General features: G+C 65.8%; 25 protein-coding genes and 1 pseudogene. 15 read left to right on the top strand and 11 right to left on the bottom strand.

Features of this window, described 5'->3' with window-relative positions:
* Window positions 1–5 precede the first annotated feature (5 nt).
* Entirely contained in the window at window positions 6–629 is a 624-nt protein-coding gene (locus HBF32_RS13080) for a YrbL family protein (RefSeq protein WP_166700034.1), read from the bottom strand.
* A gap of 129 nt (window positions 630–758) precedes the next feature.
* On the opposite strand from HBF32_RS13080, the gene HBF32_RS13075 reads away from it, so the two are divergent.
* Window positions 759–2,672 (top strand): sulfatase-like hydrolase/transferase, encoded by a 1,914-nt coding sequence (locus HBF32_RS13075; RefSeq protein ID WP_166700033.1) that lies wholly within the window; start codon window positions 759–761, stop codon window positions 2,670–2,672.
* Between the two features lie 165 nt (window positions 2,673–2,837).
* A complete protein-coding gene (locus tag HBF32_RS13070; protein WP_166700032.1) occupies window positions 2,838–3,395 on the top strand; it encodes a hypothetical protein in 558 nt (185 codons plus the stop codon).
* Between the two features lie 222 nt (window positions 3,396–3,617).
* Here the strand turns inward: HBF32_RS13070 and HBF32_RS13065 are convergent, their stop codons facing one another.
* From HBF32_RS13065 to HBF32_RS19770, 3 genes are all read right to left on the bottom strand, one after another.
* Window positions 3,618–5,231, bottom strand: a complete 1,614-nt coding sequence (locus HBF32_RS13065) for an ABC-F family ATP-binding cassette domain-containing protein (RefSeq protein ID WP_166700031.1) — start codon at window positions 5,229–5,231, stop codon at window positions 3,618–3,620.
* Window positions 5,232–6,240: 1,009 nt separating this feature from the next.
* Entirely contained in the window at window positions 6,241–6,606 is a 366-nt protein-coding gene (locus HBF32_RS19775) for a hypothetical protein (RefSeq protein ID WP_166700030.1), read from the bottom strand.
* A 629-nt stretch (window positions 6,607–7,235) separates the two neighbouring features.
* Window positions 7,236–7,574, bottom strand: a complete 339-nt coding sequence (locus HBF32_RS19770; RefSeq protein WP_166700029.1) for a hypothetical protein — start codon at window positions 7,572–7,574, stop codon at window positions 7,236–7,238.
* Window positions 7,575–7,775: 201 nt separating this feature from the next.
* On the opposite strand from HBF32_RS19770, the gene HBF32_RS13050 reads away from it, so the two are divergent.
* Together HBF32_RS13050 and HBF32_RS13045 are read left to right on the top strand one after the other, a co-directional pair.
* The gene (locus tag HBF32_RS13050) at window positions 7,776–8,672 is read left to right on the top strand and encodes an RHS repeat-associated core domain-containing protein (RefSeq protein ID WP_166700552.1); all 897 of its coding nucleotides are present in this window, start codon (window positions 7,776–7,778) and stop codon (window positions 8,670–8,672) included.
* Between the two features lie 524 nt (window positions 8,673–9,196).
* The gene (locus HBF32_RS13045) at window positions 9,197–9,781 is read left to right on the top strand and encodes a hypothetical protein (protein ID WP_166700028.1); all 585 of its coding nucleotides are present in this window, start codon (window positions 9,197–9,199) and stop codon (window positions 9,779–9,781) included.
* Between the two features lie 84 nt (window positions 9,782–9,865).
* On the opposite strand, the gene HBF32_RS13040 is transcribed toward HBF32_RS13045, so the two are convergent.
* Both HBF32_RS13040 and HBF32_RS13035 read right to left on the bottom strand, forming a co-directional pair.
* Complete coding sequence (locus tag HBF32_RS13040) at window positions 9,866–11,605, bottom strand: ATP-binding protein (RefSeq protein WP_166700027.1); 1,740 nt, start codon at window positions 11,603–11,605, stop codon at window positions 9,866–9,868.
* A gap of 72 nt (window positions 11,606–11,677) precedes the next feature.
* Complete coding sequence (locus HBF32_RS13035; protein ID WP_205287738.1) at window positions 11,678–13,600, bottom strand: zinc ribbon domain-containing protein; 1,923 nt, start codon at window positions 13,598–13,600, stop codon at window positions 11,678–11,680.
* On the opposite strand from HBF32_RS13035, the pseudogene HBF32_RS19730 reads away from it, so the two are divergent.
* The 4 genes and pseudogenes from HBF32_RS19730 to HBF32_RS13020 all read left to right on the top strand — a co-directional run.
* Window positions 13,599–13,823, top strand: a pseudogene (locus HBF32_RS19730) (double zinc ribbon domain-containing protein); the annotation flags it as partial. The gene HBF32_RS13035 and the pseudogene HBF32_RS19730 overlap by 2 nt on opposite strands.
* 165 nt (window positions 13,824–13,988) lie before the next feature.
* Window positions 13,989–14,510, top strand: a complete 522-nt coding sequence (locus HBF32_RS19365) for a hypothetical protein (protein WP_240147832.1) — start codon at window positions 13,989–13,991, stop codon at window positions 14,508–14,510.
* Between the two features lie 14 nt (window positions 14,511–14,524).
* The gene (locus tag HBF32_RS13025; RefSeq protein ID WP_166700024.1) at window positions 14,525–15,226 is read left to right on the top strand and encodes a hypothetical protein; all 702 of its coding nucleotides are present in this window, start codon (window positions 14,525–14,527) and stop codon (window positions 15,224–15,226) included.
* Window positions 15,226–16,284: a zinc ribbon domain-containing protein gene (locus tag HBF32_RS13020; RefSeq protein ID WP_166700023.1), complete on the top strand. Its 1,059-nt coding sequence runs from the start codon at window positions 15,226–15,228 to the stop codon at window positions 16,282–16,284. The genes HBF32_RS13025 and HBF32_RS13020 overlap by 1 nt, the downstream gene beginning before the upstream one ends.
* A 15-nt stretch (window positions 16,285–16,299) precedes the next feature.
* Here the strand turns inward: HBF32_RS13020 and HBF32_RS13015 are convergent, their stop codons facing one another.
* The 3 genes from HBF32_RS13015 to HBF32_RS13005 are packed head-to-tail and all read right to left on the bottom strand — an operon-like array spanning window position 16,300 to window position 18,952.
* A complete protein-coding gene (locus tag HBF32_RS13015) occupies window positions 16,300–17,169 on the bottom strand; it encodes a cobalamin-binding protein (RefSeq protein WP_166700022.1) in 870 nt (289 codons plus the stop codon).
* Window positions 17,166–17,954, bottom strand: a complete 789-nt coding sequence (locus HBF32_RS13010; protein ID WP_166700021.1) for an ABC transporter ATP-binding protein — start codon at window positions 17,952–17,954, stop codon at window positions 17,166–17,168. Before HBF32_RS13010 ends, HBF32_RS13015 begins: the two co-directional genes overlap by 4 nt.
* Complete coding sequence (locus HBF32_RS13005) at window positions 17,951–18,952, bottom strand: FecCD family ABC transporter permease (protein ID WP_166700020.1); 1,002 nt, start codon at window positions 18,950–18,952, stop codon at window positions 17,951–17,953. Before HBF32_RS13005 ends, HBF32_RS13010 begins: the two co-directional genes overlap by 4 nt.
* A 95-nt stretch (window positions 18,953–19,047) precedes the next feature.
* Here HBF32_RS13005 and mgrA point away from each other — a divergent pair, with 95 nt between their 5' ends.
* The 5 genes from mgrA (at window position 19,048) to HBF32_RS12985 (ending at window position 22,972) form a co-directional block, all read left to right on the top strand.
* Window positions 19,048–20,079, top strand: a complete 1,032-nt coding sequence (gene mgrA / locus HBF32_RS13000; protein WP_166700019.1) for an L-glyceraldehyde 3-phosphate reductase — start codon at window positions 19,048–19,050, stop codon at window positions 20,077–20,079.
* A 186-nt stretch (window positions 20,080–20,265) separates the two neighbouring features.
* Window positions 20,266–21,492: a DUF4331 family protein gene (locus tag HBF32_RS12995; RefSeq protein WP_166700018.1), complete on the top strand. Its 1,227-nt coding sequence runs from the start codon at window positions 20,266–20,268 to the stop codon at window positions 21,490–21,492.
* On the top strand, window positions 21,476–22,024 hold the full coding sequence (locus HBF32_RS12990) for a HupE/UreJ family protein (protein ID WP_166700017.1): 549 nt from the start codon (window positions 21,476–21,478) through the stop codon (window positions 22,022–22,024). Before HBF32_RS12995 ends, HBF32_RS12990 begins: the two co-directional genes overlap by 17 nt.
* Window positions 22,021–22,152 (top strand): hypothetical protein, encoded by a 132-nt coding sequence (locus tag HBF32_RS19510; RefSeq protein WP_275690418.1) that lies wholly within the window; start codon window positions 22,021–22,023, stop codon window positions 22,150–22,152. The genes HBF32_RS12990 and HBF32_RS19510 overlap by 4 nt, the downstream gene beginning before the upstream one ends.
* A gap of 7 nt (window positions 22,153–22,159) precedes the next feature.
* Window positions 22,160–22,972, top strand: coding sequence for a DUF4198 domain-containing protein (locus tag HBF32_RS12985; RefSeq protein ID WP_166700016.1), 813 nt, complete (start codon window positions 22,160–22,162; stop codon window positions 22,970–22,972).
* Here the strand turns inward: HBF32_RS12985 and HBF32_RS12980 are convergent.
* Together HBF32_RS12980 and HBF32_RS12975 are read right to left on the bottom strand one after the other, a co-directional pair.
* On the bottom strand, window positions 22,967–23,968 hold the full coding sequence (locus HBF32_RS12980) for an alpha/beta fold hydrolase (RefSeq protein ID WP_338039779.1): 1,002 nt from the start codon (window positions 23,966–23,968) through the stop codon (window positions 22,967–22,969). The genes HBF32_RS12985 and HBF32_RS12980 overlap by 6 nt on opposite strands.
* 77 nt (window positions 23,969–24,045) lie before the next feature.
* Entirely contained in the window at window positions 24,046–24,900 is an 855-nt protein-coding gene (locus HBF32_RS12975) for a helix-turn-helix transcriptional regulator (protein ID WP_240147831.1), read from the bottom strand.
* Between the two features lie 102 nt (window positions 24,901–25,002).
* On the opposite strand from HBF32_RS12975, the gene HBF32_RS12970 reads away from it, so the two are divergent.
* Both HBF32_RS12970 and HBF32_RS12965 read left to right on the top strand, forming a co-directional pair.
* Entirely contained in the window at window positions 25,003–25,452 is a 450-nt protein-coding gene (locus HBF32_RS12970; RefSeq protein WP_166700015.1) for a helix-turn-helix transcriptional regulator, read from the top strand.
* Between the two features lie 37 nt (window positions 25,453–25,489).
* Entirely contained in the window at window positions 25,490–25,900 is a 411-nt protein-coding gene (locus HBF32_RS12965) for a VOC family protein (RefSeq protein WP_166700014.1), read from the top strand.
* The last annotated feature ends 14 nt before the right edge of the window (window positions 25,901–25,914 follow it).

The following is a 25,914-nucleotide window of genomic DNA, read 5'->3' as shown; positions in this document are numbered from 1 at the left end:
GCTCCCTAGGGAGCCGTCGGCGCTTCGGCTTTTGTCCGCCGCAGCATCCGCTCGTACTTCTTCCTGGTACGCGACGCGTTGTGCGCGCGGTTCATCGAGCAGTGCGGAATGATGTTCTTCTCGCCGAAACCGTCGATCATGACGAGGCGCGGGCCGCCGCGCGAATCCTCGCCGTAGACCACGTTCCAGGCATGCAGGTCGGCGGCGATGGTGTTGTGCGAGAGCAGCCGCGCGTAGAACTCGTCCAGTTCGGCCTGCGTCTTCGCGGTAAATCCCTCGGCCTTCACCCAGTCGTGCAGCGTCGGCGCCAGCCGGCCGTCCGGCGCGCGAACCTTCTCCACGATCTGGCCCAGGCCGATATCGGTCATCTCGAGCCCCACCACGCGGGCGATGGGCGACGTGGCGTAACCGCCCACGTAGATGCCGGTGACGTATTCGCGGAACTCGCGGACGAAATCCTTGTAAGGGCCGCTGCGCGCCATGCGCCGGTACCAGGGCGCCTTGTTCCAGCGCTCTTCGATGGACCCGGTGGCGATCACCTTGATCAGCAGGTCGGCATCGTCCGGGTGCTGGTATACCTCCCGGACGTGCCCGGTGGCGATCGGGGTGGCCTCGGCCAGTCTGAACATCGTCGATCCTCGCGCGGCGGCCGAAAGGCCCCGGTAAGTTGTCAAAAAGGCGGCCAGTGTAAAGTCATGGCCCTGTAACATGCTCATCCATGCGTGGCGGCCGCCGCGCCCCGTTCCGGAACCCACCACGTGCGCAAGCTTACCTGGCGTTTCATCGTTGCCGCCCTCGTCTTCCTGACCCTGTCCCGCCTCGGCCTGTCGCTCTGGCAGTGGACGCGTGTCCACGACGCGGGCGGATTGTGGCCTATCCTCCTCGGCGGCTGGCGCATCGACCTCTCGCTGGTCGCCATGATCGCGGCGTGGCCGGCCCTGCTGTCGCCCTGGCTGGGGCACCGCGCATGGCCCACACGCATAGCCGCCTGGTGGCTGCGCTTCTGGTGGCTGGCGTTCGTGCTGCTGGAAGTGTCCACGCCGCAGTTCATCATCGAATACGACACGCGCCCGAACCGCCTGTACTTCGAGTACCTCACCAGCCCGAACGAAGTGCTGGCGATGCTCTGGCATGGTTACAAACTGGTCGTCGCCGGCGCGCTCGTCGTGCTCGCGGTCATCGGCTGGATCGGGTTCCGCCTCTTGCCCACGCGCCGGCCCGATCCGGTGCCCGTCCGCGGCTGGATGCGCCCGGTCGCGACGGTGCTGGCCTTCGTCGTGCTCTTCCTCGCCGGACGCGGCACCTTGCAGCATCGCCCATTGAATGCCGCGCAGGTCGCGTTCACCAACGACGCGATGGTGAACACGCTGCCGCTCAACTCGCTGTACAACGTGCTCAACGCGGCCATCGCGCTCGGTAACGAACGCTCGGCGTCGGCCGTCTACGGCAAGATGCCGGAAAACGAAATGCAGGCCATCGTGCGGCGCACGGCGGGTTTCGACGGCGCGCCGCTGGACCCGACGTATCCCAGCCTTCATCGCCAGCAGGCGACACGCCAGGGCGCAAAGCCGCTCAACCTCGTCATCATCCTCGAGGAAAGCCTCGGCGCCCAGTTCGTCGGCAGCCTCGGCGGTGCCGGCTACACGCCCGAACTCGACAAGCTGTCGAACGAGGGGTGGTGGCTGACCCGTACCTACGCGACCGGCACGCGCAGCGCGCGCGGCCTGGAAGCGGTCACCACCGGTTTCCTGCCCACGCCGGCCGAGGCGGTGCTGAAACTGCCGCGCAGCCAGCGCGATTTCTTCACGCTCGGTGCACTGCTCGATACCTTCGGTTACCACACCCGCTTCCTCTACGGCGGCGAGGCGCATTTCGACAACATGCGCTCGTTCTTCTTCGGCAACGGTTTCGACGAAGTGGTGGATCGCGCCACCTTCAAGACGAAGCCGACGTTCGTCGGATCGTGGGGTGCATCCGACGAGGACATGTTCAAGGAGCTGCACCAGCGCCTGCTCGACGACGGCGACAAGCCGACGCTGACCGTCGCGTTCTCCGTCTCCAACCATACGCCGTGGGAATATCCTGCCGGCCGCATCCAGGCCGAAGGCGATCCGGCAAGCAACGCGAACGCGGTGCGCTACGCCGATTGGTCGATCGGGCAGTTCTTCGCCAAGGCGAGGCAGTCGCCCTACTGGGACCACACGGTGTTCCTCATCGTGGCCGATCACGACGCGCGCGTGTTCGGTGCCAGCCTCGTGCCGGTGCGTCACTTCCACATCCCCGCATTGATCCTCGGTGCGGGCGTGCCGGTGAAGAAGGACGACCACATCGTCAGCCAGGTGGACCTCGCGCCGACGCTGCTGTCGTTGATCGGCATCAGCAGCGAACATCCGATGCTCGGTGCGGACCTCACGCAGCATTACCCGGATCGCGCCATCATGCAGTACGGCGACAACTACGGTTACCTGCGCAACGACACGCTCGTCGTGTTGCGCCCGAACCAGCCGCCCGCGCAGTACCGCTATGCGGTGGACGGCGAAAAGCTCACCCCGGAAGCCGTGGACCCGCAACTGGAAAAAGTGGTGCTGGCGCACGCGCTGTGGCCGAGCTGGGCTTATGGCAAGCAGCGCTATCGGCTGCCGCAGACGGCAGAGACGGCAAAAAGCGACTGAAGGACGGCCGCGGCGGGGCGTCATTGTCTATCTGTAAGTCTTTCCGGACGAGTGCCGCTAACCAGCTATTTTCATTGGAGTTGTTCAGGGCGCCGGCGGTTGACTCGGTTCGATGGGGGTTCTACTAAGAAGGCGCGGTGGCCGCCGGCACGGCGCCGTGCCCGCATGGAAGGCATTCGCCGTGGCGAACGCGCGACCTTCGGCACGATGGCTTCCGCGTATTGGAGTCAATCTCACGGAGGACGTATCGTGTCTAAGAATGAATGCTCTGACCATGCCATCACGCTTCGCGTGAAGTTCAAGGACGAGACGCTGCTCGCCATTCTCGAGTCGATAAGCAGCGCGCTGAAGTCTCTTGCACGACGTGCCCGGCAGGACATGGTGGCACCCACCGTCGATGGTGCGGAGGAAGACGAGGGAATTATTCCTTATTTCGTGTTCGAGAACGGTCTATCCGTTCACGCGCGGTATGGGGACTTCCATCCCCATGAACCGGTGGCGTTCATCATCGAATCGGAGAGCGGCCTCCCTCTCAGGGAAAGCGCGATCGTCCCGGATAACCCGGGCCTGGAGGTGATTCATGGGTTCCGCTACGAGAACGTTGCGCACCTTGCAGGTCAGACCGTTGACATCTCATTCCGGTTGCCCTCGCGAGTTCCCGAGCTGGTTTCCGCGCCGCGCAAGTACGTCGTCGCAAGGGCGGGTATACCAAAAAAGCCGTAGGCGGGCGACGGCGAAATGGCTGAAGTGCTGAAGGGCCGAGCCATGCAGCGATAGCGCTGCATGGCTTCTGGCCTATTGGGGTCATCCGCATCGTTTCTGCACTAATCGAACTAGTACAGGCGGTGCCCGCGATGGCCCGTACCCAAGTCCTTCCTATCCAGATCGTCACCGGCGATCCTCGCTCCATCGGAAAGCAGATCGTTGACGCGGTGCGCATGCGCCTCACCATGGCTGCATCCGCCAACCCTCCGCCGTTGGCGAAAGACGGTCGGTGAGGTCGAGGCGATCGAGGAACACCGCATCGTGCGAGACGACGACGAGGGTGCCTTCGTATTGCAGCAGCATGGTTTCCAAGGCGTCGAGCGATGCGATGTCCAGGTGGTTGCCGGGTTCGTCCAGCAGGAGCAGCTGCGGTGGCGGCTCGGCAACCAGGGCGTGGGACAGCGCGGCCTTCAGGCGCTCGCCGCCGCTCAGGTTCCCCGCGGGCATCGTTACCTTGTCCGCATCCAGTCCCAACAAGGCGAGGCGCAGGCGAATCGCATCGTCACCCGCGGCCGGTGCGGATTCGCGCATCTGCGCGATCAGCGGACGCGCGGGGTCCAGCGTCGAAAGGCGCTGGTCCAGCCAGGCCGTCCGCGCGGGCAGGCTCGCGCGTCCCGACAACGGCGCCGCACGGCCTGCCAGGACGCGCAGCAGCGTCGATTTCCCGCAGCCGTTCGGTCCCGTGACGCCGACGCGCTGGCCTCCCCGGAGAATGAGGTCGACGGTACGCGCGCCGTCACGGACGTAGGGAAGCGTCACGTCCTCGAGGAGCGCGACCCTCCGGCCGGTGACGCGCCCGGCCTCGGGGACGAGCAGTGCCGGCGGTACCTCGCCGTCCACGCGCCGCGCGGCATCCGTCACCTTTTCCGCAAGGCGTTCGCGCGCGGCGTCGTGCCGCCGGCTCAGCTTCCCTGTCGTCGTCTCGCTCCGATGCTTCCGTCCGCCGAGCATGATCCGCGGCAGGTTCGCGTCGCCCGCCTCGCGCCGGCCGCGTGCCTGCCGGCGCACCTGGCGCTCCTGTTGTTCTCGTAGCGCCAGTTCTCCACGCTTCCGCTCGATCCGGCTCGCATCGAGCGCGCGCTGTGCCGCTTCGCGCTCCTCGCGGCGCGCCGCCTCGTAGAAGCCATAGTTTCCTCCATAGATGCGCAGGCCGGCCGGCGTCAGTTCGACGATGCGCTCCATCGCCGCCAGCAGTTCGCGATCGTGGCTTATGACAAGCAGCCCGCCGGGCCATGCGTGCAGCCACTGCCGCAGCGCGTCGCGTCCGCCGGCATCGAGGTGATTGGTCGGCTCGTCGAGGATAAGGTAACCGGCGCCATACAACCGCGCGCCGAGCAGTGCGACACGCATGGCTTCGCCGCCGCTCAGCGTGGCCGCACCGCCAGCCGGATCGACGTGCGCGAGCCCTTCCGCCTCCAGGGCGTCGCGCAGGCGCTCGCGGAGGGTCCAGCGATCGCCGACGATGTCGAAGTCGCGCGGATCGCTGCTGCCGGCCTCGATGCGATCGAGGGCGGCGACGATGTCGCCCACGCCGGCAAGCGCGGCGACGGACAGGTCCCCGTCGTCGGCAACGCGTTGCGCAAGGTAATGCACCGTGCCGTTACGAACGCAACGACCCGCCGTCGGCTCGTCGGTGCCGGCAAGGATGCGCGCGAGCACGCTCTTGCCTACGCCATTGCGCCCGACGAGCCCTGTGCGGCGCTCGTTGAAGGTTTCGGAGAGATCGGAAAAGAGGGTCCGGCCGTCCGGCAGGACACAGGTGACGCGGTCGAGCGTCAGGAAGGTCTTCGTCATGCGTGTTTCCAGCCATGCCATGTGCTTCCCCGTGCGGAGGAAGATCGACGTTTGCCCGCGAGCGGGCGAAGGCATTACTGGCGCATCGAAGGAATGATCCGGAGAGAAGACGGCGTGGGAAGGATACTACACACGAAGAATCTGAAAAACGCGCGCACCTAGAGACAAGGGCTGATCGACGCGGTAGCCTGTCTTCGTTGCCTGCGTTCCAGTCGCAAAACGCCACGCAGGCAACCATCGCTTCGATGCGGTGAAGAGCGCGGGCTGAGGGTGTTCGAGCACCCCCAACCCGCTAACGACCAACCAACCCCAAAGTTGATTGACGCTATGACCATTCTACGGCACTCGCCCGCCCGCCGGTTCCCCACCGGCGACACCCTCACCGGTTACCGGGTCGTCTATCCCCCCCGATAAGGTCGGCTGACGAACGGCAGCGCCGTTTGTCTTCTCCGACTTTTCTTGGTCGTGCAACCCGGTGCGTAGCCGGCTGGGCGGTCGAGCGGGGCTGACCAGGCCTGCCACCCACTTCCGATACCGAACGATCCGGCGCTCGGCCACGGGCTGCCGGTGGAACCGCGAGCCGTCGTTTTTTGGCTGTTCCATCGCGGTACGCCGTCTTCACGACGGCGTGCCGCACCTTAGGAGGAACGAGGATGTCTCTATCGAGAGTTGAAAGTCACAAAGAGCGCCATGGTGTCCTACAGGTCGATCCCGATGCGTCGGCGGGTTGACAGGAGAAATGGCGATTCACTAACTTCCGACACACACCCACATCTGTCGGTGTACATGGCCGACAGGCCGTGCATCCAATCTTCGGCGTCGTCCCCGTCGAAGACTCATCGAAGAAGGTCATGCCGATGCTGCGATCAGGGACGCAGGCGCGAGTGCGCGCGCTTCGCTTACAGCGACTTCCATCCACCCTTACTCGATCGATCCGTGGTTAGCGCCTAGGACGCCATGGTGTGCCGGGTCCGTTCCCGGTTTACGCCTTCATCAGGGAGACAATATGTCACTGACGATTCGTCGTCGGCGCGATCCGCTTCGCGCCGCTTGCCGGGGTTTTGCCGCTTTCCTGTGCGCGAGCGCAGCAGAAGCGCAGAACGCGACGCCGGAGGAGGAGTACCGGAAGTACCTGCGCGTCGAGACCGGGCTTGCGCCGTTGGGTGAAAATGCCTTCGGCGAGGAAATCGCCCTCTACTCGGGCGCGCTCGCATTCCGTCAGGTGGATATCAGCCTGCCCGGTAACGGCCCCACTATCGAGGTGGCCCGCCGCTTCGCCTTCAACGAACGCGGCACGCGCCTGGATTTGATCGGCCGGGCCTTCGGGGATTGGGAACTCGATCTTCCCTCGATCACGACCAGCACCGCGAACCAACAGAACGTGCGTGGTTGGGCCGTGGATGGGGCCCAGCCGGGTGCGATCTGCTCGTCGTTCGGGCCGCCGCCGCTCGTTCGCTCGCCACCGGGCGACCCCATGCGTCACGGCTGGGAAGTCGCCGCATGGTGGTCCGGCCACCAGCTGCATATGCCGGGCGAGGGCGACCAGGACCTGCTGCGCCGCGTACCCGGCAATCCGGCGGCGCCCACTTACGGCGGGTTGCTCTATCCGATCGTGACGCGCGGAAACTGGGCGGTAGGTTGCCTTGCCCAGGCGTCAAACGATGCCTCCGTGCAGGCCTTCCTCGCCATTGCCCCGGACGGCACCCGTTACAGGCTCGACCATCTGGCGTATCGCTGGATGCCGAACATCGAGCGTCCCTTGGGAACGGGGGGCACACGGCACGCGCCACAAACCGATGTCCTCCAACGTCGCGAAGGCCGAATGTTGCCGACGCGGGTGGAAGACCGCTTCGGCAACTGGATCCAGTACCACTACAACGGCGATCTGGTGACCGACATCACAGCCAGCGACGGCCGCCATGTTGCCATCGGGTACGAGGCGGGGACATCGCGCATCGCCGCCGTCACGGTGATGCCGGGGAATGCCCTGGCCCGCACCTGGCGTTACCAGTACGCCCCGTTGCCCCGCGGGGCGACGCTGGCGGGCATTACCTTGCCGGACGGCGCGAGCTGGCAATTCAACCTCGCATCGTTTTCCAGCGACGCCCGCATCGCCATCTCCGGCTCGGGAACCTGCAACCGTCTGGCGAACGCCGACAACGCGGGCACCGTGTACACGGGCAGCATGGTGCACCCTTCGCGCCTCTCCGCGGAATTCACCGTGACGCCTGTGCGGCGCGGCCGCTCGGGGCTATACCGGACATGCTGGGCCGCGCCCAGCATCAACCCGCTGCCCGATGCACCGGGCACGTTCGCATTCCAGCCTAATGCCTGGTGGAGCATGGCCCTGGTCTCGAGGCGCTATTGGGGCGCCGGCATGGACGAGCGCCGTTGGGTCTACGCGTACTCGCCCAGCAACGAAAGCTGGCGGCAGGATTGTCCGGGCGCTTGGTCACCAAAGTCATCCGTGGATACCTGCGGGCGCGTGCCGAACGTCGCGACATCCGGCGCCGCCTCTACGCGGTCAACCCAGGCCTGGCATATATGGATCGCCGAGGCTGGGTCATTCTGCTCATCCTCCTGCTCGGCTTGTTCATGCACGGCCCCGCGCGCGCCGACGAGGAAGTCGTCACGTATTACCTCACCGACGAGCAGGGTACGGCGCTGGACGCGACCGATGCCGAGGGAGCGTCGAAGAAGCTCCAGACCTATACACCGTTCGGCGAGGGAATGCTGGGCCTTGCCCAGCGAGGCCACATCGGTTACGCAGGCCACCTGCACGAAGAAAACATCAACGGCCTGGTGTACATGCAGGCCCGCTATTACGACACCCATATCGGCCGCTTTCTCTCAGTCGATCCGGTGATGGGTGCGCCCGGACAGTTGGCCGACTTCAATCGTTATGCGTATGGGCGGAACAACCCGCATCGGTATGTCGATCCGGATGGGCGGCAGGTTTTCGGTAGCGCGGAGGTGGCGAAAAGTAGGTACGACCGAGAAATGAACGTGGCATCCATGGCTTCGATGATGACAAATCTCGAACTACCACAGAACAACTTCCGTCTGGATGGGCTCGTGGCCGGAAAACCAACGCTTACAGCGTCAAGCACGGCAGCTTTAGGGGGAGGAATCAAAGCAACTAAAGGTGTTGTCAATGCGGATAGCAACGTTAGCATTGTCACCCCAGCACTGGGTCTGCGTGCATCGGCCGAAACGTCCTTGATTAGGGTTGCTTACGATGGAAACGGCGGGATGGCACCATCGAATGTCCGAATGGGCATCGGACTAGACCTCGCAGCCTATTCCCTCATAGGGGGCGGGGTTACTATCGAATATGTACCACCATATTACTTTTCAGCGGGCATCGACGTCGGTGTCGGAGCCGGTACGTCGATCAGCTTGTACGCTGTCGGTGTCGACCTCAAGGAAAATAACGAATGAAAATGCTCATGATTACATCTGGATTGTTATGTTTTGTCTCTGTAGTCGTTTATCTCGCTTCAATGGGCCTAATTGCGTCGCGCATGCAGAAGGCAGGCGATAAAAGTGTAAGTTTGTTCGATCCAAGTGGTCAGCTTCGACTCATAAAGGCGGTCTTCTGGAGGAAGTCCATGGAGGCTGGGTTTAGAGCACAGCATTGGTCTCTAGTCTGCACGGCAAGGGCGTCAGGAGTTATCGGACTGACGCTTATTGTCACAATCTTCATTGCTATCTCAACGGGGTACTTTCGATAGTCATCGCCGGTCGATGTCTTTTGTAACGGCCGGGCGTAATGACGAATCATCTTGGCGGAGACGGGAAGGCCTATCAGATGTTGGAGATCCGAGGCTCTTACGGCTCAAATAACAACAGTAATCCCGGACTCTAAGCCGGGCCGCTACTGAAGGCGGGGGGACGTCGAGGCGTATGTTGTGACGATAACTGTATATTTTTTCTTCCTGGTCTGTCTCGGAATCATCACTCAGGTGCTCTGGATGGTCTTTGCGGCTTTGTTGAATAGAGTGTCGCCCGCAATGCAACGATCCTACGATCATCCGATGGCGCGGCAGAGATATGCCGGTCTTGTCATGCTTGGCGTCCATCCTGCTCCGACGATGATGCTACGCATATTGCGCGTGGTCCTTGCGATGCGCGTTATTTTGGGGTCGATGGGCTACCTCAGTGCCCTATACATCGCCTTTTCGGATGGATCGGCCCCGGGGACGTGTGAAATTTGTCAGCTGGACCCTCTGAGTAAGACGCTGCGTTTCTGGTTGTTGTTTTGCCTGGCGGCCGCTCTGACTGTCGCTGCGGAAATCGCAGTGATAATGGTCGCGTATCAAGATAAATATATCGAAGAAGCTCCTCCATACATAAATTTGCAGCGCATAAGGCTGGGATTTCGTCTTGTGTTTTCCGATGTACCTGCTTCTGCGGGAGATCGAGTCAACGGACTTCGTATTGCCTGCCGTTGCGTGGTCCTTATCGCAATCATCGATGTATTACTGATGATTTTTCTTCCCGATGAGATTCTAAGGTGGCAACCGCGCTTCTATGGGTGCTCGGGCTGAAGGTGCCTGAGGCCAGACGTCCGTTGGCTTTGCCGACGCGCTATTCGTTCGGCCAGAACCTGGAAGGTGCGCGCGCTTCCTGGATCAGCCGCCTGGCATCACCTGCACCACCATCCGCGCCAGCGATGCCTGCGAATACGGTTTCGCCAACCGCGGCAGCTCGGGCGACTGGCCGGCCGGCATCTCGGCATAGCCGGTCGCGAGGACGACCGGCAGGTCGGGATAGCGCTGGCGCAATTCCACCGCGAGCTGCGCGCCCGTCATCTGCGGCATGGCGTGGTCCGTGATGACGAGGTCGACGGCATCGTCGATCATGCTCAGGGCTTCCGCGGCGGAGCGCGCGGCGATGACGGCATATCCCAGGTCTTCCAGCATCTCGACCGTCGTGGCGCGCACGAGCTCGTCGTCGTCGACGGCAAGGATCCGCAAGGCGCGCGAGGACGAGACGCGGCTGAATGCCTGTGCCGAACGCACCGCCGGCGGCATGGTTTCCTCCGCGTGCGGGGCGGCCGGAAGCCAGATTTCCGCGGTGGTTCCCTCGTCCTTCCTGCTGCGCAGCACCAGCGCACCGCCCAGCTGTTCGGCGAGGCCGTGCACCATCGACAACCCGAGGCCGGTACCCTTGCCGACGCCCTTCGTGGTGAAGAAGGGCTCGATCGCACGGTTCAGCGTGTCCTCGTCCATGCCGGCACCGGAATCGGACAGCGACAGCCGGACGTAATGTCCAGGCGGCACGACGCCTTCCGCATCCTGTATCCACCGCTCGCTGGTCGAGATGACGATGGTGCCGGCACCGTCCATGGCGTCGCGGGCGTTCACGGCGAGGTTGAGCAGCGCGGCTTCCAGCTGGTTGGCGTCCGCCTCCACGGGTGGCAGGCCCAGCGCGAAGCGTGTCTCCACCACGATGGTGCCGCCGAGCGAGCGCTGCATCAGTTCCTTCATGCCTTCGACGAGGTTGCGCATGTCGACGCGCTCGGTCTTGAGCTCCTGGCGCCGCGCATAGGCGAGCATGCGCCGCGTGAGCGTGCTGCCGCGCTGCGCGCCGGCCATCGCGTTATCGAGCAGGCGCAGCAGGAGCGGCTCCTGCGGCATGCGTTCGCGCAACAGTTCGAGGCTGCCCTGCACGGCCATCAGCAGGTTGTTGAAGTCGTGCGCGATGCCGCCGGTGAGGTTGCCCAGCGCTTCCATCTTCTGCACCTGCATGAGCGCCATCTCGGCCTTGCGGATATTCTCCTCGCTACGCCGCAGGGCCTCGGTGCGCTCGGCCACCTTCGCTTCCAGTTCTTCGCGGAAGCGCCGCTCGCTCTCGCGCACCTCGGCCTCGGCGAGGACACGCTCGGTGGTCTCCACCACGATGGCGATCACGCCGCCCGGCTTGCCGGTCTCGTCCAGCACCGGCGAGTAGTCGAGGTCCATCCAGACCGGCTCGGGCTTCCCGTGGCGGACGAGGGTGAGTTGCTGGTCTTTGTACGCCAGGGTACCGCCCGCGAGCCCGACGCGCATCACGTTGTCGTTGAAGTCGGCGACCTCGGCCCACCCCTTGCGCACCTCCGAACCGAGCAGGGCCGGGTGGCGGCTGCCCGCGAACACCGAGTAGGCATCGTTGTAGATCATGATGCCCTTCTCGCCCCAGAGCAGCACGATGGGCACCGGCGAGAGCAGCAGCATGCCGGTGACGGTGCGCAGGCTCTGCGGCCACCTGTCGACAGGGCCGAGGCCCGTCGTCGTCCAATCGAACGCGCGTATGAGCGCGCCAGCTTCGCCACCGCCATCCAGCCACGAAAGCTCGGCGGTGTCTCCGGACGGGGCGTTGGGGGTAGTCATGAGGCCTCTGGGCGGGGGGTCCTGTCGGCGAGTGTAATCAGACGATATGTGACGACGGATTCAACGGCGCGCTCATGCCGGTTGAAGCGCGGTGCCGCATCCGCCGCAGAACCTGTCGGACCTGTCGATAGACGTGCTGCAGGATGGACAGACATTGGCGGCCGCCGCGAAGGCGACCGCGGCCGGACTCGTCTCGGGCGCCGCGCCGCCCGTGCGATTCAGCGCGCCAAGGACTGCGCTCTTTTGCAGGTCCGCCTGGGAGGTCGGCGCGACGAACACGCTCTGCTCGCCCGCAAAGTCGGTCAAGTGCCCGGTCATGCGGCGCGCGAAGTCGGGGGTGCCGCGCAGCCCGGTGACGATGCGCGTGGCGCCCTTGCCGAAGATCACGGTGTCGAGCTCGGCCGCCCAGACGCGCAGTGTCATCGTCTCGATGTTGATGATCTGCTTCTCGGTCTTCACCCGATCCGTGAACGTGTTGCCGAAATCCATCCGGGCCGCCTGGTAGTTGCCCTGCATTTCGATCCATACGATTCGTGACGTGAAGTCGAAGCGCTGCCAGAGGACGCGCCCGGCATTCAGGCAATAGCTGCCAAGGGTGAGCATGGCCAGACCGAGCGTCATCAGCGAAAACAGGCGCGGCTCGATGATGGTCGGATCGAGTCGCACCCCGAAGATCACCAACCAGAGGGTGGCTAGCGCGATCAGTGCGACGCCAGCCACGTCCAGCCACGCGATCCAGCGAAAGCGTGCCAAGGCGAACGCGGTGGCGACATTCAGCCGGCGCTGTTCGACGGCGGGCATCGGCTGGGTTTCCTCGACGAGTTCCGCGCTGAATGCGCCGGCACCGCCGCTAACCACGGGCAGCACGCGCACGTAACGGCGGTTTGGAATCCGTTCGACCCACTCGTCCTGTAGCGTCCGATCAAGTTCGTCCATCAACTGCTTGGGATGGCAGTTCATGGAGAGGCTGGTCTGCTCGCGCGCCATATTCGTGTTCGGCGCGCCGGTCATCTGGTTCATCAGCGCCCGGAAGTACAGGCCAACGCTTCCCAGCGATGCCAGCAGCAGGAAGAGCGTCTGCACTTCGAGCGACAGCCAGCCGATATCGGGGAGCGAGTGCGAGACCAGCGGGAGAAGGACCGGTGCGAAAACCGCTACCAGCACCAGCGTGACGAGCCCGCGCATGCCCACGTTCGCACGCCCCGTCGCACCGGTTTCGATGGGCAGCAGCAGGAGCACCACGCTGAAGATGAAATAGAACAGTCCCATCCAGGCCGCGGCCTGGCGGTCGGAAAAACCGAGCCACGCGACCAGGAAGGACAGCAGCGTCACGATGATGACGATGCCAGTCTGGAACTGGCGTTGCGCGATGTACTGCACAGGGCGTGGCGCGAAAATGAGGTCGCGGATCCACGCGTAGAGAAGACCGTTCAAGGGGCCTATGGGCTCCGGATATGTGATGGCGTTCTGTCGCAACATTTCCTTGAGTTCGTCGGCCTGCACGCTCCTGCCGTTTGCATCGCCCGTAAGTTCCGGGGCGAGGCCGACGGGAAGACCGCGGCCGAAGAAAAAGCGCAACTGCATGAGCAGGCGGCGACCGTAACGAAGCCCTGTCACCAGGAGGCCCACGCCGAGCAACAACGGCAGCATGCTTTGCATGCCGTGCCCATGGCTCATGGCGCCACGGCTGACCACCAGCAGGCTTATGCCGCCCGCGATAAGCACAATCGTCGTCGCCATGAGGAACCAGTTCTCCACGTAGGAGGGGTTCGGGAAATCCATTCGCTGACTTTCGGCGTTGTATTCGTATGACATCGTGGCGATCCCTGGCATGTATCGGTCGGTCGGCGACGGTGCAGCTTGCACGCGCCCGTGGAGATTTGTAAGCATACGGCGAGCCGTTTGCTTTTTGTGATCTACAGGGAACCGACATGGACGACAGGACGAAGCCGCAGCAGCGGCATCGACGAGGACCGTACGCCTTCCATGGCGCATGGGGTCGCCCCATCCCTCCATCCCATGGCGCCGTTTTTTCGTCGCTAGTCATTTTCTCGACACGTGCAGGAGAAGCACCATGAACTGTCCGGATTGCGGACGGCCCCACGACGTCGCGAGCAAATTTTGTCGCGGTTGCGGCGCGTCAATAACACCTCCTGGCGCACTCGATCCGACATGCACGGCCTGTCAATCGCCGCTTCAAGCTGGTGCGCGATTCTGCAAGCAATGTGGGGCGACGACCGCCCGGCCGGCGGAGGCGGTCGCGCACGGACTGGATGCCGTCTCTCCCGCCACAGCACCTGCCGAGGCAGCGCAGCCGCAGTCGTCGGTGCCGCCTGAGCCATCTGCCGGAAGGTCGCGGGTCATTGCCATCGCGGCGACGGTCGTGCTGGGTGTCGTGGCGTTGGGTGGCCTCGTCACCTGGAGTTTCCTGCGGCATGACGCACCCCCCGTACCGCCCGTAGCGGAAGCACCGGCTGCACCCGACGCGGCCCCTGCGGTTGATGTGCGCTCCGCGCCGGCGATAACTCCGCCACCGACGTCCGAGGCGGTCGTCGAGCCGGCGCCGGTCCCGGCACCGACCGTTCATGCGGCGCCCGCCGCCACGGCGCCGATCGTCGAAACAGTCGCCCTGTCGATCCCGCGCGCCGCGCCGCTTACGGCCGAGAAGCCGGCGCCTGCCAAGCGACAACCGCCACGCCCCACGGTCACGCCTTCGATGCAAGACGTAGCGCTTTCGCTGGTGCGGAAGGGTGAAAGCGCCTTCTCCCGGCAGGATTATTCCACCGCGATCGCGAACGCGCGCGCCGCACTGGACGTCAATCCGGGACTGGCGCGGGCGAAGCAGCTGCTTGACGAAGCGCAACGCGCGCAACAGCAGGCCATGAACAGCATTTCCATCCAGTAAAGGGAGAGTTCGTCATGAGGATTTTCTATCGATCGATGCGCGCATGCGGCCTGATCGCCAGCGGCGCCACCCTCGCCGTTATTGCAGGTTGTGCGCAGGTGCCGGCACAAGGCGGCGTGCATACCAGTGGCCCTTATGCCGGGCAACCTGCGGCGCAACCAGAGTCTTCCGGATGCAATACGGGCGCGGCCGTCGCGGTCGGTGCGCTCGCGGGCGCGCTGTTCGGCAAGGGCAAGGGCCACCTCGTCGGCGCCGCCGTCGGCGCCGGTCTCGGTGCTCTGGCATGCACGGTGTACAACTATCGCGCGCGTCAGGTACGCGAGCGCACCGCGGTGGAGGCCGATTACGTGCGGGATCGCGGCGCGCTTCCCGAAAACAACACCGTCTCGGCTTACCAGAGCGCCTTGCAGCCTTCGACTACGGTGCGTGCGGGAAGTCCGGTAGAAATGCGCTCGAATATCGTTGTGGTGAACGGAACGCGTGACCAGGCGCCGCGCCTGTCGGAAACACTCACGCTGTTTTCGCCCGATGGCAAGCAGCTGTCGACGGTGACCAAGACCGCCAACGATATCGGCGGCACCGGCGAATACCAGACCAACTTCAACTTCAATCTCCCGAAGGGCATCGAGAACGGCCGCTACATGCTGCGCTCGACACTGACGATGGATGGCCGGCAGGTCGATTCGAACGACGTGCCCATGCTGGTGGTGAGCTGATGTCGGGCCTGGGCATGTTGGTGCGCTGCTACGAAGGTATGCGCAACTGGCGCGCGTTCACCTTGCTTGCCATCGCCATCGTCTGTGGTGGGATGTGCGCTTCGCTGGCCGGAGCGCTGGCGATGCAGGCAGGCGTCCTGTTCGGTGGCGTCGGCCTGCTCATTGCCGTCACCGTCTATCTCGCCGGGATCAATGGTGCCGGCCTGCTGCTGCTCGATCAGGCCGACCGGCGTCCGCTGCGCGGCATGGGCGCGGCCTTCCTGGGCGGTCTGCATGGTACCTGGACCTCGTTCCTTGCCTTCCTCCTCCTGGGGTTAGGGCTGGTGTGCGTCGTGCTGGCGATGTATCTGCTGTCGCTGCTCACGCGTATCCCCGGCGTGGGGACTTTGTTCGCCTTTCTGCTTGCCGGTCCGGGAGCGGTGGCTCTGGCGTTCTGCTATGGCTTGCTCGCCATCGGCACGCCGCTGATGCTCGTGGCGGTGTGGCGTGGTGCAGGCGTTCTCGGTGCGATCGGCCGTGCCGTCGACATCGTCGTGAAACGGCCACTCGATGCCTTGTTGCATTTCGTCGTGCTGACGATTCTGGTCGTTCCCGTCGCGGTGTTCGTCATCGGCCTGCTGACGCTGACCTCTACGCTCAGCCTGTCGATCTTCAGCGGTGGCGGCGCTGGCTCGATCCTCGGCGCCATGGGGGGCGGTTATGGGTACGGCGGCATGCGCGGCCCCTTCGACGGCTTGATGAACCAGCTCCAGTCGGCAGGCGCCGCAAGCGCTTCCATAGGCGTGGTGATGCTGGTGCTCGTCGCCTTGTTCGTGCTGGTCGGGATGTTCGGCTACATCATGATTCACGACTCGCTCGGTGCGGGCCTCGACACGCACGCCGAAGACCGCCTGCGTGGCGGGGTATCGCAGATCAAGCGCAAGCTGGCGGAACATCGCCCGCAGCCGCAGGCGGCAGTCCAACCCACGGCCACCGCGCCTGCGCGCATGTGCTCAAGCTGCGGTACCCGGTTGCAGGGCGACGACCGATTTTGCGGCGATTGCGGGACGCCGGCCTAGCGATGGAAGGGTGCGTCAGCGAGCCATTCGCTGTCGCGCCTGGTCCAGCGTGCGGCAGAGCGTCGTCACACCCGGCAGGATCGCGGGGGAAGGGAGTGCCAGTGTCGGCGCATCGATGGACAGGACGTTCCCGTGCCGCGTCGCGGCCAGGAACCGGGCGTGCTTCCAGGATTCCAGCGCGTCGCCCGAATCGCCGCTACCAAGAATGACATCGGGGTTTCGGGCGAGGACGGCCTCTCGGCTGACAGCGGGCGCGGCTTGCTGGAGGTCCGCGAAGACGTTGTCGCCGCCGCAAAGGTCCAACGCGTCGTCGATGATCTGGGCTCGGCCGACGGTCATCAGGGGCCGGTCCCAGATCTGGTAGAACACCTTGAGGCGCCGCTTCCGCGCGTAGGTCGAGCGCAGCCGCTCCAGGCCCGCCTCGAAGGCGCGCGCGCTCCGCTCGGCTTCGTGTTCGGTTCCGGCGAGCTTGCCGAAGCGGCGCACCGCCGGCGCCACATCGGCGAGGCGCGTCGTTTCCGCATAGAACACGGGCAATCCGAGGCGGACGAGCTTGTCCACCTGCGACGCGGCATTGCCGCTTTTCCACACGACGACGATGTCCGGCTTCAGGCCGACGATCCGCTCGAGGTCGATCATCGTCGCATCGCCCACGACCGGCACCTTCCTCGCTTCCACCGGGTACTCGGTGAAGCGCGAGGTTCCCACCACGTAGGCGCCCGCACCGGCCGCGAACAAGGTATCGGTGAGGTTGGGTGCGAGACTGACGATCCGGTGTGCCGGCGCGGGCAGGGTCACGGTGCGTCCGGCATCGTCGACCACGGTCACGGATGCCGTGGCCGTGGTGGCGACCCACATCGCCAGGCCGGCGAGGAAACGGATCATGGCGGCGCCCCGTGCAGGCGTCCGGCACGGAAGAACAGTTCGTCGCCGAGCATCACGCCGTGGATGGGATGGTGGAAGGCGGCGCTGAGGTGCTCGCTGGTGACCACCTCGTCCTTCAGTCCGGCCAGCGCGCCGCCCTTGCCGTCGAGCAGCACGGCATGCGTCGCATGCTGGAAGGCGAGGTTGATGTCGTGCACGGTGTAGACCACCGATTTGCCCTGCGTGGACGCGGCGAGCATCAACTCGTGCAGGGTCTTCATCTGGTGGTGCAGGTCGAGCGACGAGAGCGGCTCGTCGAGCAGCAGCACGTCCACGTCCTGGGTGAACAGCGCCGCGATGTTCACACGCTGGCGCTCGCCGCCGGAGAGCGTCATGACGTCGCGATCGGCCAGCGCCTCCAGTTCGAAGGTATGCAGGGCGCGCCCGGCGCTGCCGGTGTCGCGTTCGCCCCAGGCCCAGAAGGGCAGGCTCGGATGACGCGCGGACATCACCGCTTCCATCACCGTGAGGCTGAAGGCATCCACGATCGTCTGCGGCAGAAAGCCGCGACGGCGGGCCAGTTCGATGGGGCGATAGCCCGCGACGTCGCGGCCGCCGAGGAGCACGCGGCCACCATCCGCCGCGCGCAGGCCCGCGAGCGTGCGCAGCAATGTCGACTTGCCCGCGCCGTTGGGACCCAGCACGCACCAGACCTCGCCGGGAGCGACGCGCATGTCGAGCGCCTGGACGAGCGTGCGCCCGCGCATCCAGAGGGTGAGCGATTCGGCGGCAAGCTCCAGGCTCATCGGCGGCGCACCAGCAGGAACATGAAGGTAGGCACGCCGATGATCGCCATCACCGCGCCGACGGGCAGCTGTATCGGATCGGCCACGATGCGCGAGACGGTATCGGCGACCACCACCACGATACCGCCGCCGATGGCGCAGGCCGGCAGCAGCACGCGCTGGTCGTTGCCGACGATGCGCCGCAGCGCATGGGGCACCACGAGGCCAACGAAGCCGATGGTGCCCGCCGTGGTCACCGCCACCGCGGTGGCGAGCGAGGCAATGACGAAGATCGCCGACTTCACCGCGTTCGGGCGCACGCCGAGTGCGCTGGCCGACTCCTCGCCGCGCATCAGCAGGTTGAGCTGGCGGCCCAGCGGCACGACGAAAAGGACGCAGGCCAGGAGGACGACGATCGGCATCGAGCCGTTCGCCACGCCGCTCAGGTCGCCCATCATCCAGAACAGCATGCCGCGCAGGTTCCTGTCGGGCGCCAGGACCAGCATCATGCTCACGATGGCCCCGAAGCCGGAGGCGAGCATCACGCCGATGAGGATGAGGTCGGTGGAATCCTCGCGCTGCGCCGCGCGGGCGCGGGCCAGCAGGTCGCGATGCGCCAGCACGAAGACGGCCACGCAGGCGAGCAGCGCGCCGGTGGCGGCGCCCATGGCGGTGAGCACGGCGCCGGCACCGGCCAGCATGGCACCCAGCGCGCCGACGGCGGCACCGCCGGAGAGGCCCAGCGTGTATGGGTCGGCGAGGGGATTGCGCACGAGGATCTGCATGAGGCAGCCGGACATCGCCAGGAGGCCGCCCACCCCGTAGGCGGCCACGGCACGGGGGATGCGCAACTCCCACACGATGGCGTGCATGGCGGTGTCCGCGGGCGTGGTCAGCGCCTGCCAGGACGCCGCCAGCGTGGAATCGGCCCCACCGAGCAGGACGGAGGCGAGCAGCACGGCCAGGCCGCACAGGAGCATGCCGAACCACAGCCGCAGGGCCGAAGCGAACGTGGTCATGCGGGATGGTGCGGATGTCGTCGATGCATGCGCGGGAAGCGTAACATGAGGGGCTTCATCCGGCCGTCCCCGCAGCCCTCCACCGGAGTCCCACCGTGACTTACCAAGCAGCCTCGGATCGTTACGACAACCTCATGCCCTATCGCCGTTGCGGCCGCAGCGGCATCGACCTCCCGGCCATCTCGCTCGGCCTCTGGCAGAACTTCGGCGGCGCCGACGTCTTCGAGAATGGCCGCGCCATCCTGCGCCGCGCCTTCGACCGCGGCGTGACGCACTTCGACCTCGCGAACAATTACGGGCCGCCGTACGGCTCGGCCGAGGAGAATTTCGGCCGCGTGATGGCGAGCGACCTCGCGCCGTACCGCGACGAGCTGATCGTCTCCACGAAGGCTGGCTGGGACATGTGGCCAGGCCCTTACGGTGGCATCGGCGGCAGCCGGAAGTACCTCGTCGCCAGTCTCGACCAGTCGCTGAAGCGCATGGGCCTCGACTACGTGGACATCTTCTATTCGCACCGCGTGGATCCCACCACGCCGCTCGAAGAGACGATGGGCGCGCTGGCGCACCTGCATCGCCAGGGCAAGGCGCTGTACGTCGGCATCTCCAGCTACTCGCCGGAGCTGACCCGCAAGGCGGCGGCGATCCTCGCGGAGGAGCGCGTGCCGCTCTTCATCCACCAGCCGAACTACTCGATGTTCAACCGCTGGATCGAGGACGGCCTGCTCGACACGCTGGAAGACCTGGGCACCGGGTGCATCGCCTTTTCTCCGCTGGCGCAGGGCCTGCTGACGTCGAAGTACCTCGGCGGCATCCCCGCCGATGCCCGCGTCACGCGCGAGGGTTCGCTCGGCAAGGGTCAGTTGAACGAGACGAACCTGGAACGCGTGCGCGCGCTCAACGCCATCGCCGAGCGACGCGGCCAGACCCTCGCGCAGATGGCCATCGCCTGGGTGCTGCGCGACCCGCGCGTCACCTCGGCGCTGATCGGTGCCCGCACGGTGGCCCAGCTCGACGATTCGCTGGGCGCGCTCAAGGGCCTCGATTTCTCGCCGGACGAACTGGCGGAGATCGACCGCTACGCCAACGACGGCGGCACCGACCTCTGGAAGGCATCGGCGCAGCTCTGACACGGCTTTGCGTGGGAGCCGCTTCAGCGCCGATGGGTGCTCGCGGCACGCTGGTCCGCTGCCGCGCGATCGCCGGCATGGCCGGCTCCCACAAGGTCCCCGCAGGCACGTTCGCTAAAGATTTCGACAGCCGGGAACGGTCGCTTCGCATGTACTGCGTACCTACGTCGTCCGGGTACGGAACTCATGCGAAACGGCCTCACCCTGCTGCTCCCCCTCGCACTGGCGTCCGGCGCCTTTGGCGCTCCTTCGGTCGGCGCGTCCGATCATCTCGACACCCCCACCGTCGCCGCGGACCCACGTGCGGACATCGGCGACGTCTACGCCTGGACATCGCCTGACGGCAGGCGGCTGAACCTGGTCATGACCCTTGTCGGGCACAGTTTTTCCGACAGGATCGCGTATACCTTCCATGTCGACAGCGGCAAGGCGTTCGGCAAGACGGCCGCCACCACCACGCTCACCTGCCGGTTCGGCGCGTCGTACGCCGCGCAATGCGTCGCGGGTAGCGAGCGTGCGGACGGGCTGGTCGACGCGCCCGGCGGTTTCGTCTCGTCAGGCGGGCGCCTGAAAGTGTTTGCCGGGCGCCGCGACGATCCCTTCTTCAATAACGTGAAGGGATCTCGCGCCGCCTTCGAGGTCGCCGCGGCCGCGCTCGAGCGCGGGGCTCCCATCGATGCTGATGGATTTCCCGCATTCGATACGGCAACCGTCGCGTCGATCCGGAAACATTGGCGCCAGACCGACGGCGGCCCCGGCAAGAATTTCCTTGCGGGCTGGACGCCGGCATGCATCGTCGTGACCGTGGATCTCGGTGTGGTGAGCGCCGGCGGTCCGTTGCTCGCGGTATGGGGCGAGACGGCGACCGCGGGCGGGCGTGTCGACCGCATGGGCCGCCCGCTCACGGGCAACGCGCTGCTGGCGCCGCTCGCGCCGGACGCCGTGAGCGACCGGCTCAAGGAGCGCTACAACCGCGCCGAACCGGCCACATCGCGGCAGTTCGTTCCGGACATCCAGCGCAGTCTGGGACTGTATGACGGCTACGACGGCGTTCGCGGCAACCAATGGCTCGCCGACCGCGGGGCCCCGATGGGCGCGCGCTACAAGCGCCTGGCGACGCTGCTGGCCGACGACCGGCTTTGGGTAAACAGCACGGCGCATGCATGCACGCAGTTGTTCGCGGTGGAACTCGTCGCCTTGTCCGGTCGACACGACCTCGCTGCCGATTGCGGCGGACGGACGCCGACCTACGATGCGGTCAACGTCTATCGCTCTCTGCTCGCGGCAGGCGACACGCATACGATCGACGATGGCGTCCACCATGACGACCATGTGCCCTCGATCGATGTTTTTCCCTTCCTCGCGCCTGCCGAGCGTGTGAATCCGGAGGAGCGGCATGATTACCGCGATTGAGGTGCCGATGGTCATGGCCCACGCGGGCACCGGCCTCGCGGGCGGTTTCGGCGCCGGTTTCGCGCATCCCTTCGGCGGCCTCGATCATCTGCTCGCCATGGTGTCCGTGGGCTTGTGGGGCGCTTTCCTCGGCGACCCCCTGGTTTACCGGCTGCCTGTCGTGTTTCCAGGGCTCATGGTCTGCGGCGCCGTGTTCGGCATGGTCGGCGTCCTGTTTCCGCCGGTGGAATGGGGCGTTGCGTTTTCCGTGGTCGCGCTTGGCGCGTCCATCGCGATGGCCTGGCGCCCGGCGGTGTGGATGGCGATCGCGATCGTCGCCGTCTTCGGTCTCTTCCACGGATACGCCCATGGGAAGGAATTGCCGTCCGCCGCCGAGCCCGTCGGGTACGCGGCGGGATTCGTTCTGGCCACCGGGTCGCTGCATCTCTCCGGTATCGGTCTCGGCACGATTGCGCGCTGGAGACAAGGCGCATGGATCGTGCGTTTCGCGGGCATGGGGATCGCCGTCATCGGCGTGTGGTTCTTCCTATGAACCGCGATCGAATCCGTGCCGTCGCCTTGCAGGTGCTCATCAGCTGGTTGCTCGCGGTGGCCGCGCTCACGGCGACCCTTGCCCTGCTTCCCGTCACCCCGGGCTACGCGCCCGATCACCTGGAGTAAACCCACCATGCGTTCCTGGATGGCATTGAGCTGCTTCGGTCTCGCGGGAGCGGTTGCGGCGCATGATTTCTGGGTCGAGCCGCGGACTTTCCGGGTGAGCCCGGAAGCATCGACGGCCTTTACGTTGCAGGTCGGGCACGGCCCGTATCGGCAGCGTTCGCCGATTCCCGCCAGTCGCATCACGCGGTTCCAGCGTATCGGGCCTTTCGCGGCGACCGCGGACCTTTCCCGCTCGCTGCACCCGGGTGGCGGGACGGACGACGGCCACCTGTCGCTGGAGGGGAGGGGCACGTACCTGATCGTGCTCGAGACGGACCATCGCGCGGAAAGTCATCTCCCGTCGCTTCGGTTCAACGATTACCTGACGGCGGAAGGCCTGACCCCCGCACTGGAGCGGCGCCGCCGCGAGCATCGCATGGACTACGACGAAACCGAGGTATACAGCCGGCGCGCGAAGGTCATCATGCAGGCGGGGGCTTTCGATGCCGGCGCGCAGGCACCGGTTACCGAGCCCGTGGGATTGCCGCTCGAGATCGTGCCCGAAGTCAATCCCTATGCGTTGCCGCGCCCTCCCGCGTTGCCGCTGCGCATCGTCTACCGAGGCAAGGCGCTGGCCGGCGCCACGGTGAAACTCACCGACCTCGACCACGACGAGAAGCCGGTGGAAATCCACGTGACGGACGGCACCGGCCGCGCGACGTTCGCGCTGCCGGTGCAAGGGCGCTGGTTGCTCAACGTGATCTGGACTCGCGTACTGCCGGCGGACGGGGAAGCCGATTACGAAACCGACTTCTCGAGCCTCAGCTTCGGTTTTTCATGACGCCGCCCAGAGGGCACGTGCTTCGGTGGCGACAACATCGGGAAATTCCTCGGGAAAGAACAGCTTCGCTTGCGCGATCCGGCGCACGCCCCGCGAACGCGGAAAGGCGCGGTCGAGGTATTCCGCGCCGGCGGGCGAGAAGATCGGATCGGACATGCCCCAGACGACGCGCAGGGGCACCGTGCACGCCGCAAGACGCGGTCCGATGCCGGCGAGGGAGTTCTCTTCGAGTGCGAGCGCATAGGCATGCGTGCGCTCGGCGTGCGCGACGAGCGGCGACAGGTACATGTCGATCGCTTCGTCGGTCGGGTGATCCGGATAGCAGTACGTCATGCCACCCAGCCCCTGCGGCGAACGTGCAAGGGTCTTGTCCTCGAGCCAGGGACGCAGCCACTTGCCGACATAGGTGCCTTCGCGCGACATGGCGATCACCGGCGCCATCGCCGCCGGCGGGCACTCGTGCTCCGTATCGCAATTGGTGAGGAGCAGGGTGCGTACGCGCTCCGGGTGCCGCGTCGCCAGCAGTTGCGCCACGGCGCCGCCGCTGTCGTTCGCCACGATATCCGCGCGTGCGATGCCGAGGGCGTCCATGAAAGCCGCAAGCATGTCTGCCTGCGCCGCGGGCGCCACGCTCTGGCCCGCGGCCACTTCGGTGTAGCCGAGACCGAGGAAATCGGGTGCGATGCAGCGTCGCGCGTCGGCCAGTTGCGGCAGTACGCCGCGCCACTGGAAGCCATTCAAGGGAAAGCCGTGGAGGAAGAGGGCGGTCTCGCCGCTTCCCTGTTCGACATGGGCGATATTGCCGTAGGCGGTGCGAAGGTATCGGCGTGCCGCATTGAACTGCTTCGCGTTCATCGCCTTTGCCGGCGCTCGCGCCTTCGATGCCGCCATCCTCGCCACGCCGGGCGCGCACGCGGCAAGCGTGCCCAACGCCAGGCTGCCCGCCGCCCAACGCACGAAGGCACGGCGTCCGAAGTTGGTCGTTACACTGCTCACGATGATGTCTCCCGATTGCCGCCCGACGCGGCCAGGACAAGGAGACCATGGCCTCGCGGACCGGGCTGTCGAAATATTTAGCGTCCGTTCGTGCCGCGCCTGAAATCGGCCGGGGTCTGCCCGTAGGCCTGACGGAAGGCTGCGGTGAAATGGCTGTGGCTGGAGAACCCGAGATCCGCCGCCAGCGCCGACAGATCCAGATCGGCGCCAGCCAGGCGATCCAGCGCGCGAGCCAGGCGCAGGCGCAGCTGGTAGCGATACAGGGGGATGCCTTCGACCTTCTGGAAGACCTGGGTGAGGTAGACGGGAGACGCCCCGATCTCCGCACCCACCCCGGCCAGCGACCAGCGGCGCGACAGATCGCTCGAAAGCAGCAGCTTCACCCGGTTGGCGAGCCGCTGCTGGCCCTCCGTGGCGTGCGTGGCGTGCGAGCTGCGCGGCCCAAGGCTGCGGACGACCAGATCCAGCAGCAGGCCCTCGGCTTCCAGCGGTTCCATCGTCTTCCTTTCCAGCCCGGAGCGGATCGACGCCACCAGCGCCTGCGCATCGGTGTCGATACGCCGGTACTGCTTCCGGAACCCCGGATTCGCCTGCCCCTTCAGCAGCACGGCGGGAGCCAGCTCGTCGAGCAGCGCGGGAGGCAGTTGCAGCGAGAGACTCGCGTCGCTTCCATCCACCGGATGGGCGATCCGGTAGGCCTCTTCCGCATTGAAGAAGACGACGTGGTTGGCATCGGCGACGACCTGCTCGCGGCCCACGTGGCGCACATAGACGCCGCGGTAAGGAAAGACCAGGAAGGTGGAAGCCGCGCACTCCTCGGGCCCGCGATGGGCGCAGCCACCATGGCATACCACGTTGCGCACCGAGACGCTCGCCGTGTCCAGCGAAGCCATGACGCTGAGCTCGGTCGGTACGGAAGAGGGATCGGACATAGGAAGTCGCCTGGTCGCACGGAGCCTAGCATGGGTGGATGGACCGCAGGTACGCGGCTGGCCTTGGTTGAGCCGACCCGTCCGGCGTGACACGATCGGCGCATGACCCGCCAGCCCGCCCCCGCGCAGCACCTGCGCGACCTTGCCCGTCTTCGCCGTGTCCGCGACCGGATCGACCGCGAGTACGCGCAGCCGCTGGATGTCGAGGCCCTCGGCCGCGCCGCCGGCATGTCCGCGGGCCACCTCAGCCGGCAGTTCCGGCTGGCTTACGGGGAATCGCCCTATGCATACCTGATGACCCGGCGCATCGAGCGCGCGATGGCGTTGTTGCGCCAGGGCGAACTCAGCGTCACCGAGGTCTGCTTCGCCGTCGGCTGCGCGTCGCTGGGCACCTTCAGCACGCGCTTCACCGAGCTGGTGGGCATGCCGCCCAGCGCTTATCGCGCTCGTGAAGCCCAGGCCACGGAAGGCATGCCGGCCTGCATCGCGAAACAGATCAGCCGACCCGTCAGGAATCGAGAAGCGCAGGCGACCGAGCCGTCCCTAGACTGATCGCCGTGGACTTCGCCACTCACCGGAACCGATCGTCATGGATATCAACATCCACTCCAGCTTCCTCCCGCAGGTCGACCCCGAGGCCTCCCTGGTCTTCTATCGGGACACCCTCGGCTTCGAGGTGCGCAAGGACGTCGCCTATGGCGGCATGCGCTGGATCACCGTGGGCCCGAAGGGCCAGCCGGACGTTTCCATCGTGCTGCATCCGCCGGCGGCCACGCCCGGGCTCACCGACGACGAGCGCCGTACGATCTCAGAGATGATGGCCAAAGGCACCTACGCCATGGTCATCCTCGCGTCCCGCGACCTCGATACGACCTTCGAGCGCATTCAGTCCAGCGGTGCCGAGGTGGTCCAGGAGCCCACCATGCAGCCTTACGGCATCCGCGACTGCGCCTTCCGCGACCCGGCGGGCAATCACGTGCGCATCAACGAAGTGAAGTAACGCCTTCGCCGGGG

This window comes from Luteibacter yeojuensis, from assembly GCF_011742875.1.
In the GTDB taxonomy this organism is placed as follows: domain Bacteria; phylum Pseudomonadota; class Gammaproteobacteria; order Xanthomonadales; family Rhodanobacteraceae; genus Luteibacter; species Luteibacter yeojuensis.
The sequence above is the reverse complement of the archived record's forward strand: the minus strand, read 5'-3'. Positions and strand labels throughout refer to the sequence as shown.

Excerpts from the sequence above, each read along its gene's own strand:
- HBF32_RS13065 (WP_166700031.1), bottom strand. The coding sequence starts at position 5,231 with ATGACGAAGACCTTCCTGACGCTCGACCGCGTCACCTGTGTCCTGCCG.
- HBF32_RS12990 (WP_166700017.1), top strand. The coding sequence starts at position 21,476 with ATGATTACCGCGATTGAGGTGCCGATGGTCATGGCCCACGCGGGCACC.
- HBF32_RS19510 (WP_275690418.1), top strand. The coding sequence starts at position 22,021 with ATGAACCGCGATCGAATCCGTGCCGTCGCCTTGCAGGTGCTCATCAGC.
- HBF32_RS13020 (WP_166700023.1), top strand. The coding sequence starts at position 15,226 with ATGTCGGGCCTGGGCATGTTGGTGCGCTGCTACGAAGGTATGCGCAAC.
- HBF32_RS13025 (WP_166700024.1), top strand. The coding sequence starts at position 14,525 with ATGAGGATTTTCTATCGATCGATGCGCGCATGCGGCCTGATCGCCAGC.
- HBF32_RS12970 (WP_166700015.1), top strand. The coding sequence starts at position 25,003 with ATGACCCGCCAGCCCGCCCCCGCGCAGCACCTGCGCGACCTTGCCCGT.
- HBF32_RS13040 (WP_166700027.1), bottom strand. The coding sequence starts at position 11,605 with ATGACTACCCCCAACGCCCCGTCCGGAGACACCGCCGAGCTTTCGTGG.
- HBF32_RS13080 (WP_166700034.1), bottom strand. The coding sequence starts at position 629 with ATGTTCAGACTGGCCGAGGCCACCCCGATCGCCACCGGGCACGTCCGG.
- HBF32_RS12995 (WP_166700018.1), top strand. The coding sequence starts at position 20,266 with ATGCGAAACGGCCTCACCCTGCTGCTCCCCCTCGCACTGGCGTCCGGC.
- HBF32_RS13035 (WP_205287738.1), bottom strand. The coding sequence starts at position 13,600 with ATGCGCCATGGAAGGCGTACGGTCCTCGTCGATGCCGCTGCTGCGGCT.
- HBF32_RS13005 (WP_166700020.1), bottom strand. The coding sequence starts at position 18,952 with ATGACCACGTTCGCTTCGGCCCTGCGGCTGTGGTTCGGCATGCTCCTG.
- HBF32_RS13050 (WP_166700552.1), top strand. The coding sequence starts at position 7,776 with ATGGATCGCCGAGGCTGGGTCATTCTGCTCATCCTCCTGCTCGGCTTG.
- HBF32_RS13070 (WP_166700032.1), top strand. The coding sequence starts at position 2,838 with ATGGAAGGCATTCGCCGTGGCGAACGCGCGACCTTCGGCACGATGGCT.
- HBF32_RS12975 (WP_240147831.1), bottom strand. The coding sequence starts at position 24,900 with ATGTCCGATCCCTCTTCCGTACCGACCGAGCTCAGCGTCATGGCTTCG.
- HBF32_RS12965 (WP_166700014.1), top strand. The coding sequence starts at position 25,490 with ATGGATATCAACATCCACTCCAGCTTCCTCCCGCAGGTCGACCCCGAG.
- HBF32_RS12985 (WP_166700016.1), top strand. The coding sequence starts at position 22,160 with ATGCGTTCCTGGATGGCATTGAGCTGCTTCGGTCTCGCGGGAGCGGTT.
- HBF32_RS13010 (WP_166700021.1), bottom strand. The coding sequence starts at position 17,954 with ATGAGCCTGGAGCTTGCCGCCGAATCGCTCACCCTCTGGATGCGCGGG.
- HBF32_RS19770 (WP_166700029.1), bottom strand. The coding sequence starts at position 7,574 with ATGCTCCACCAGGCATTAGGCTGGAATGCGAACGTGCCCGGTGCATCG.
- HBF32_RS13015 (WP_166700022.1), bottom strand. The coding sequence starts at position 17,169 with ATGATCCGTTTCCTCGCCGGCCTGGCGATGTGGGTCGCCACCACGGCC.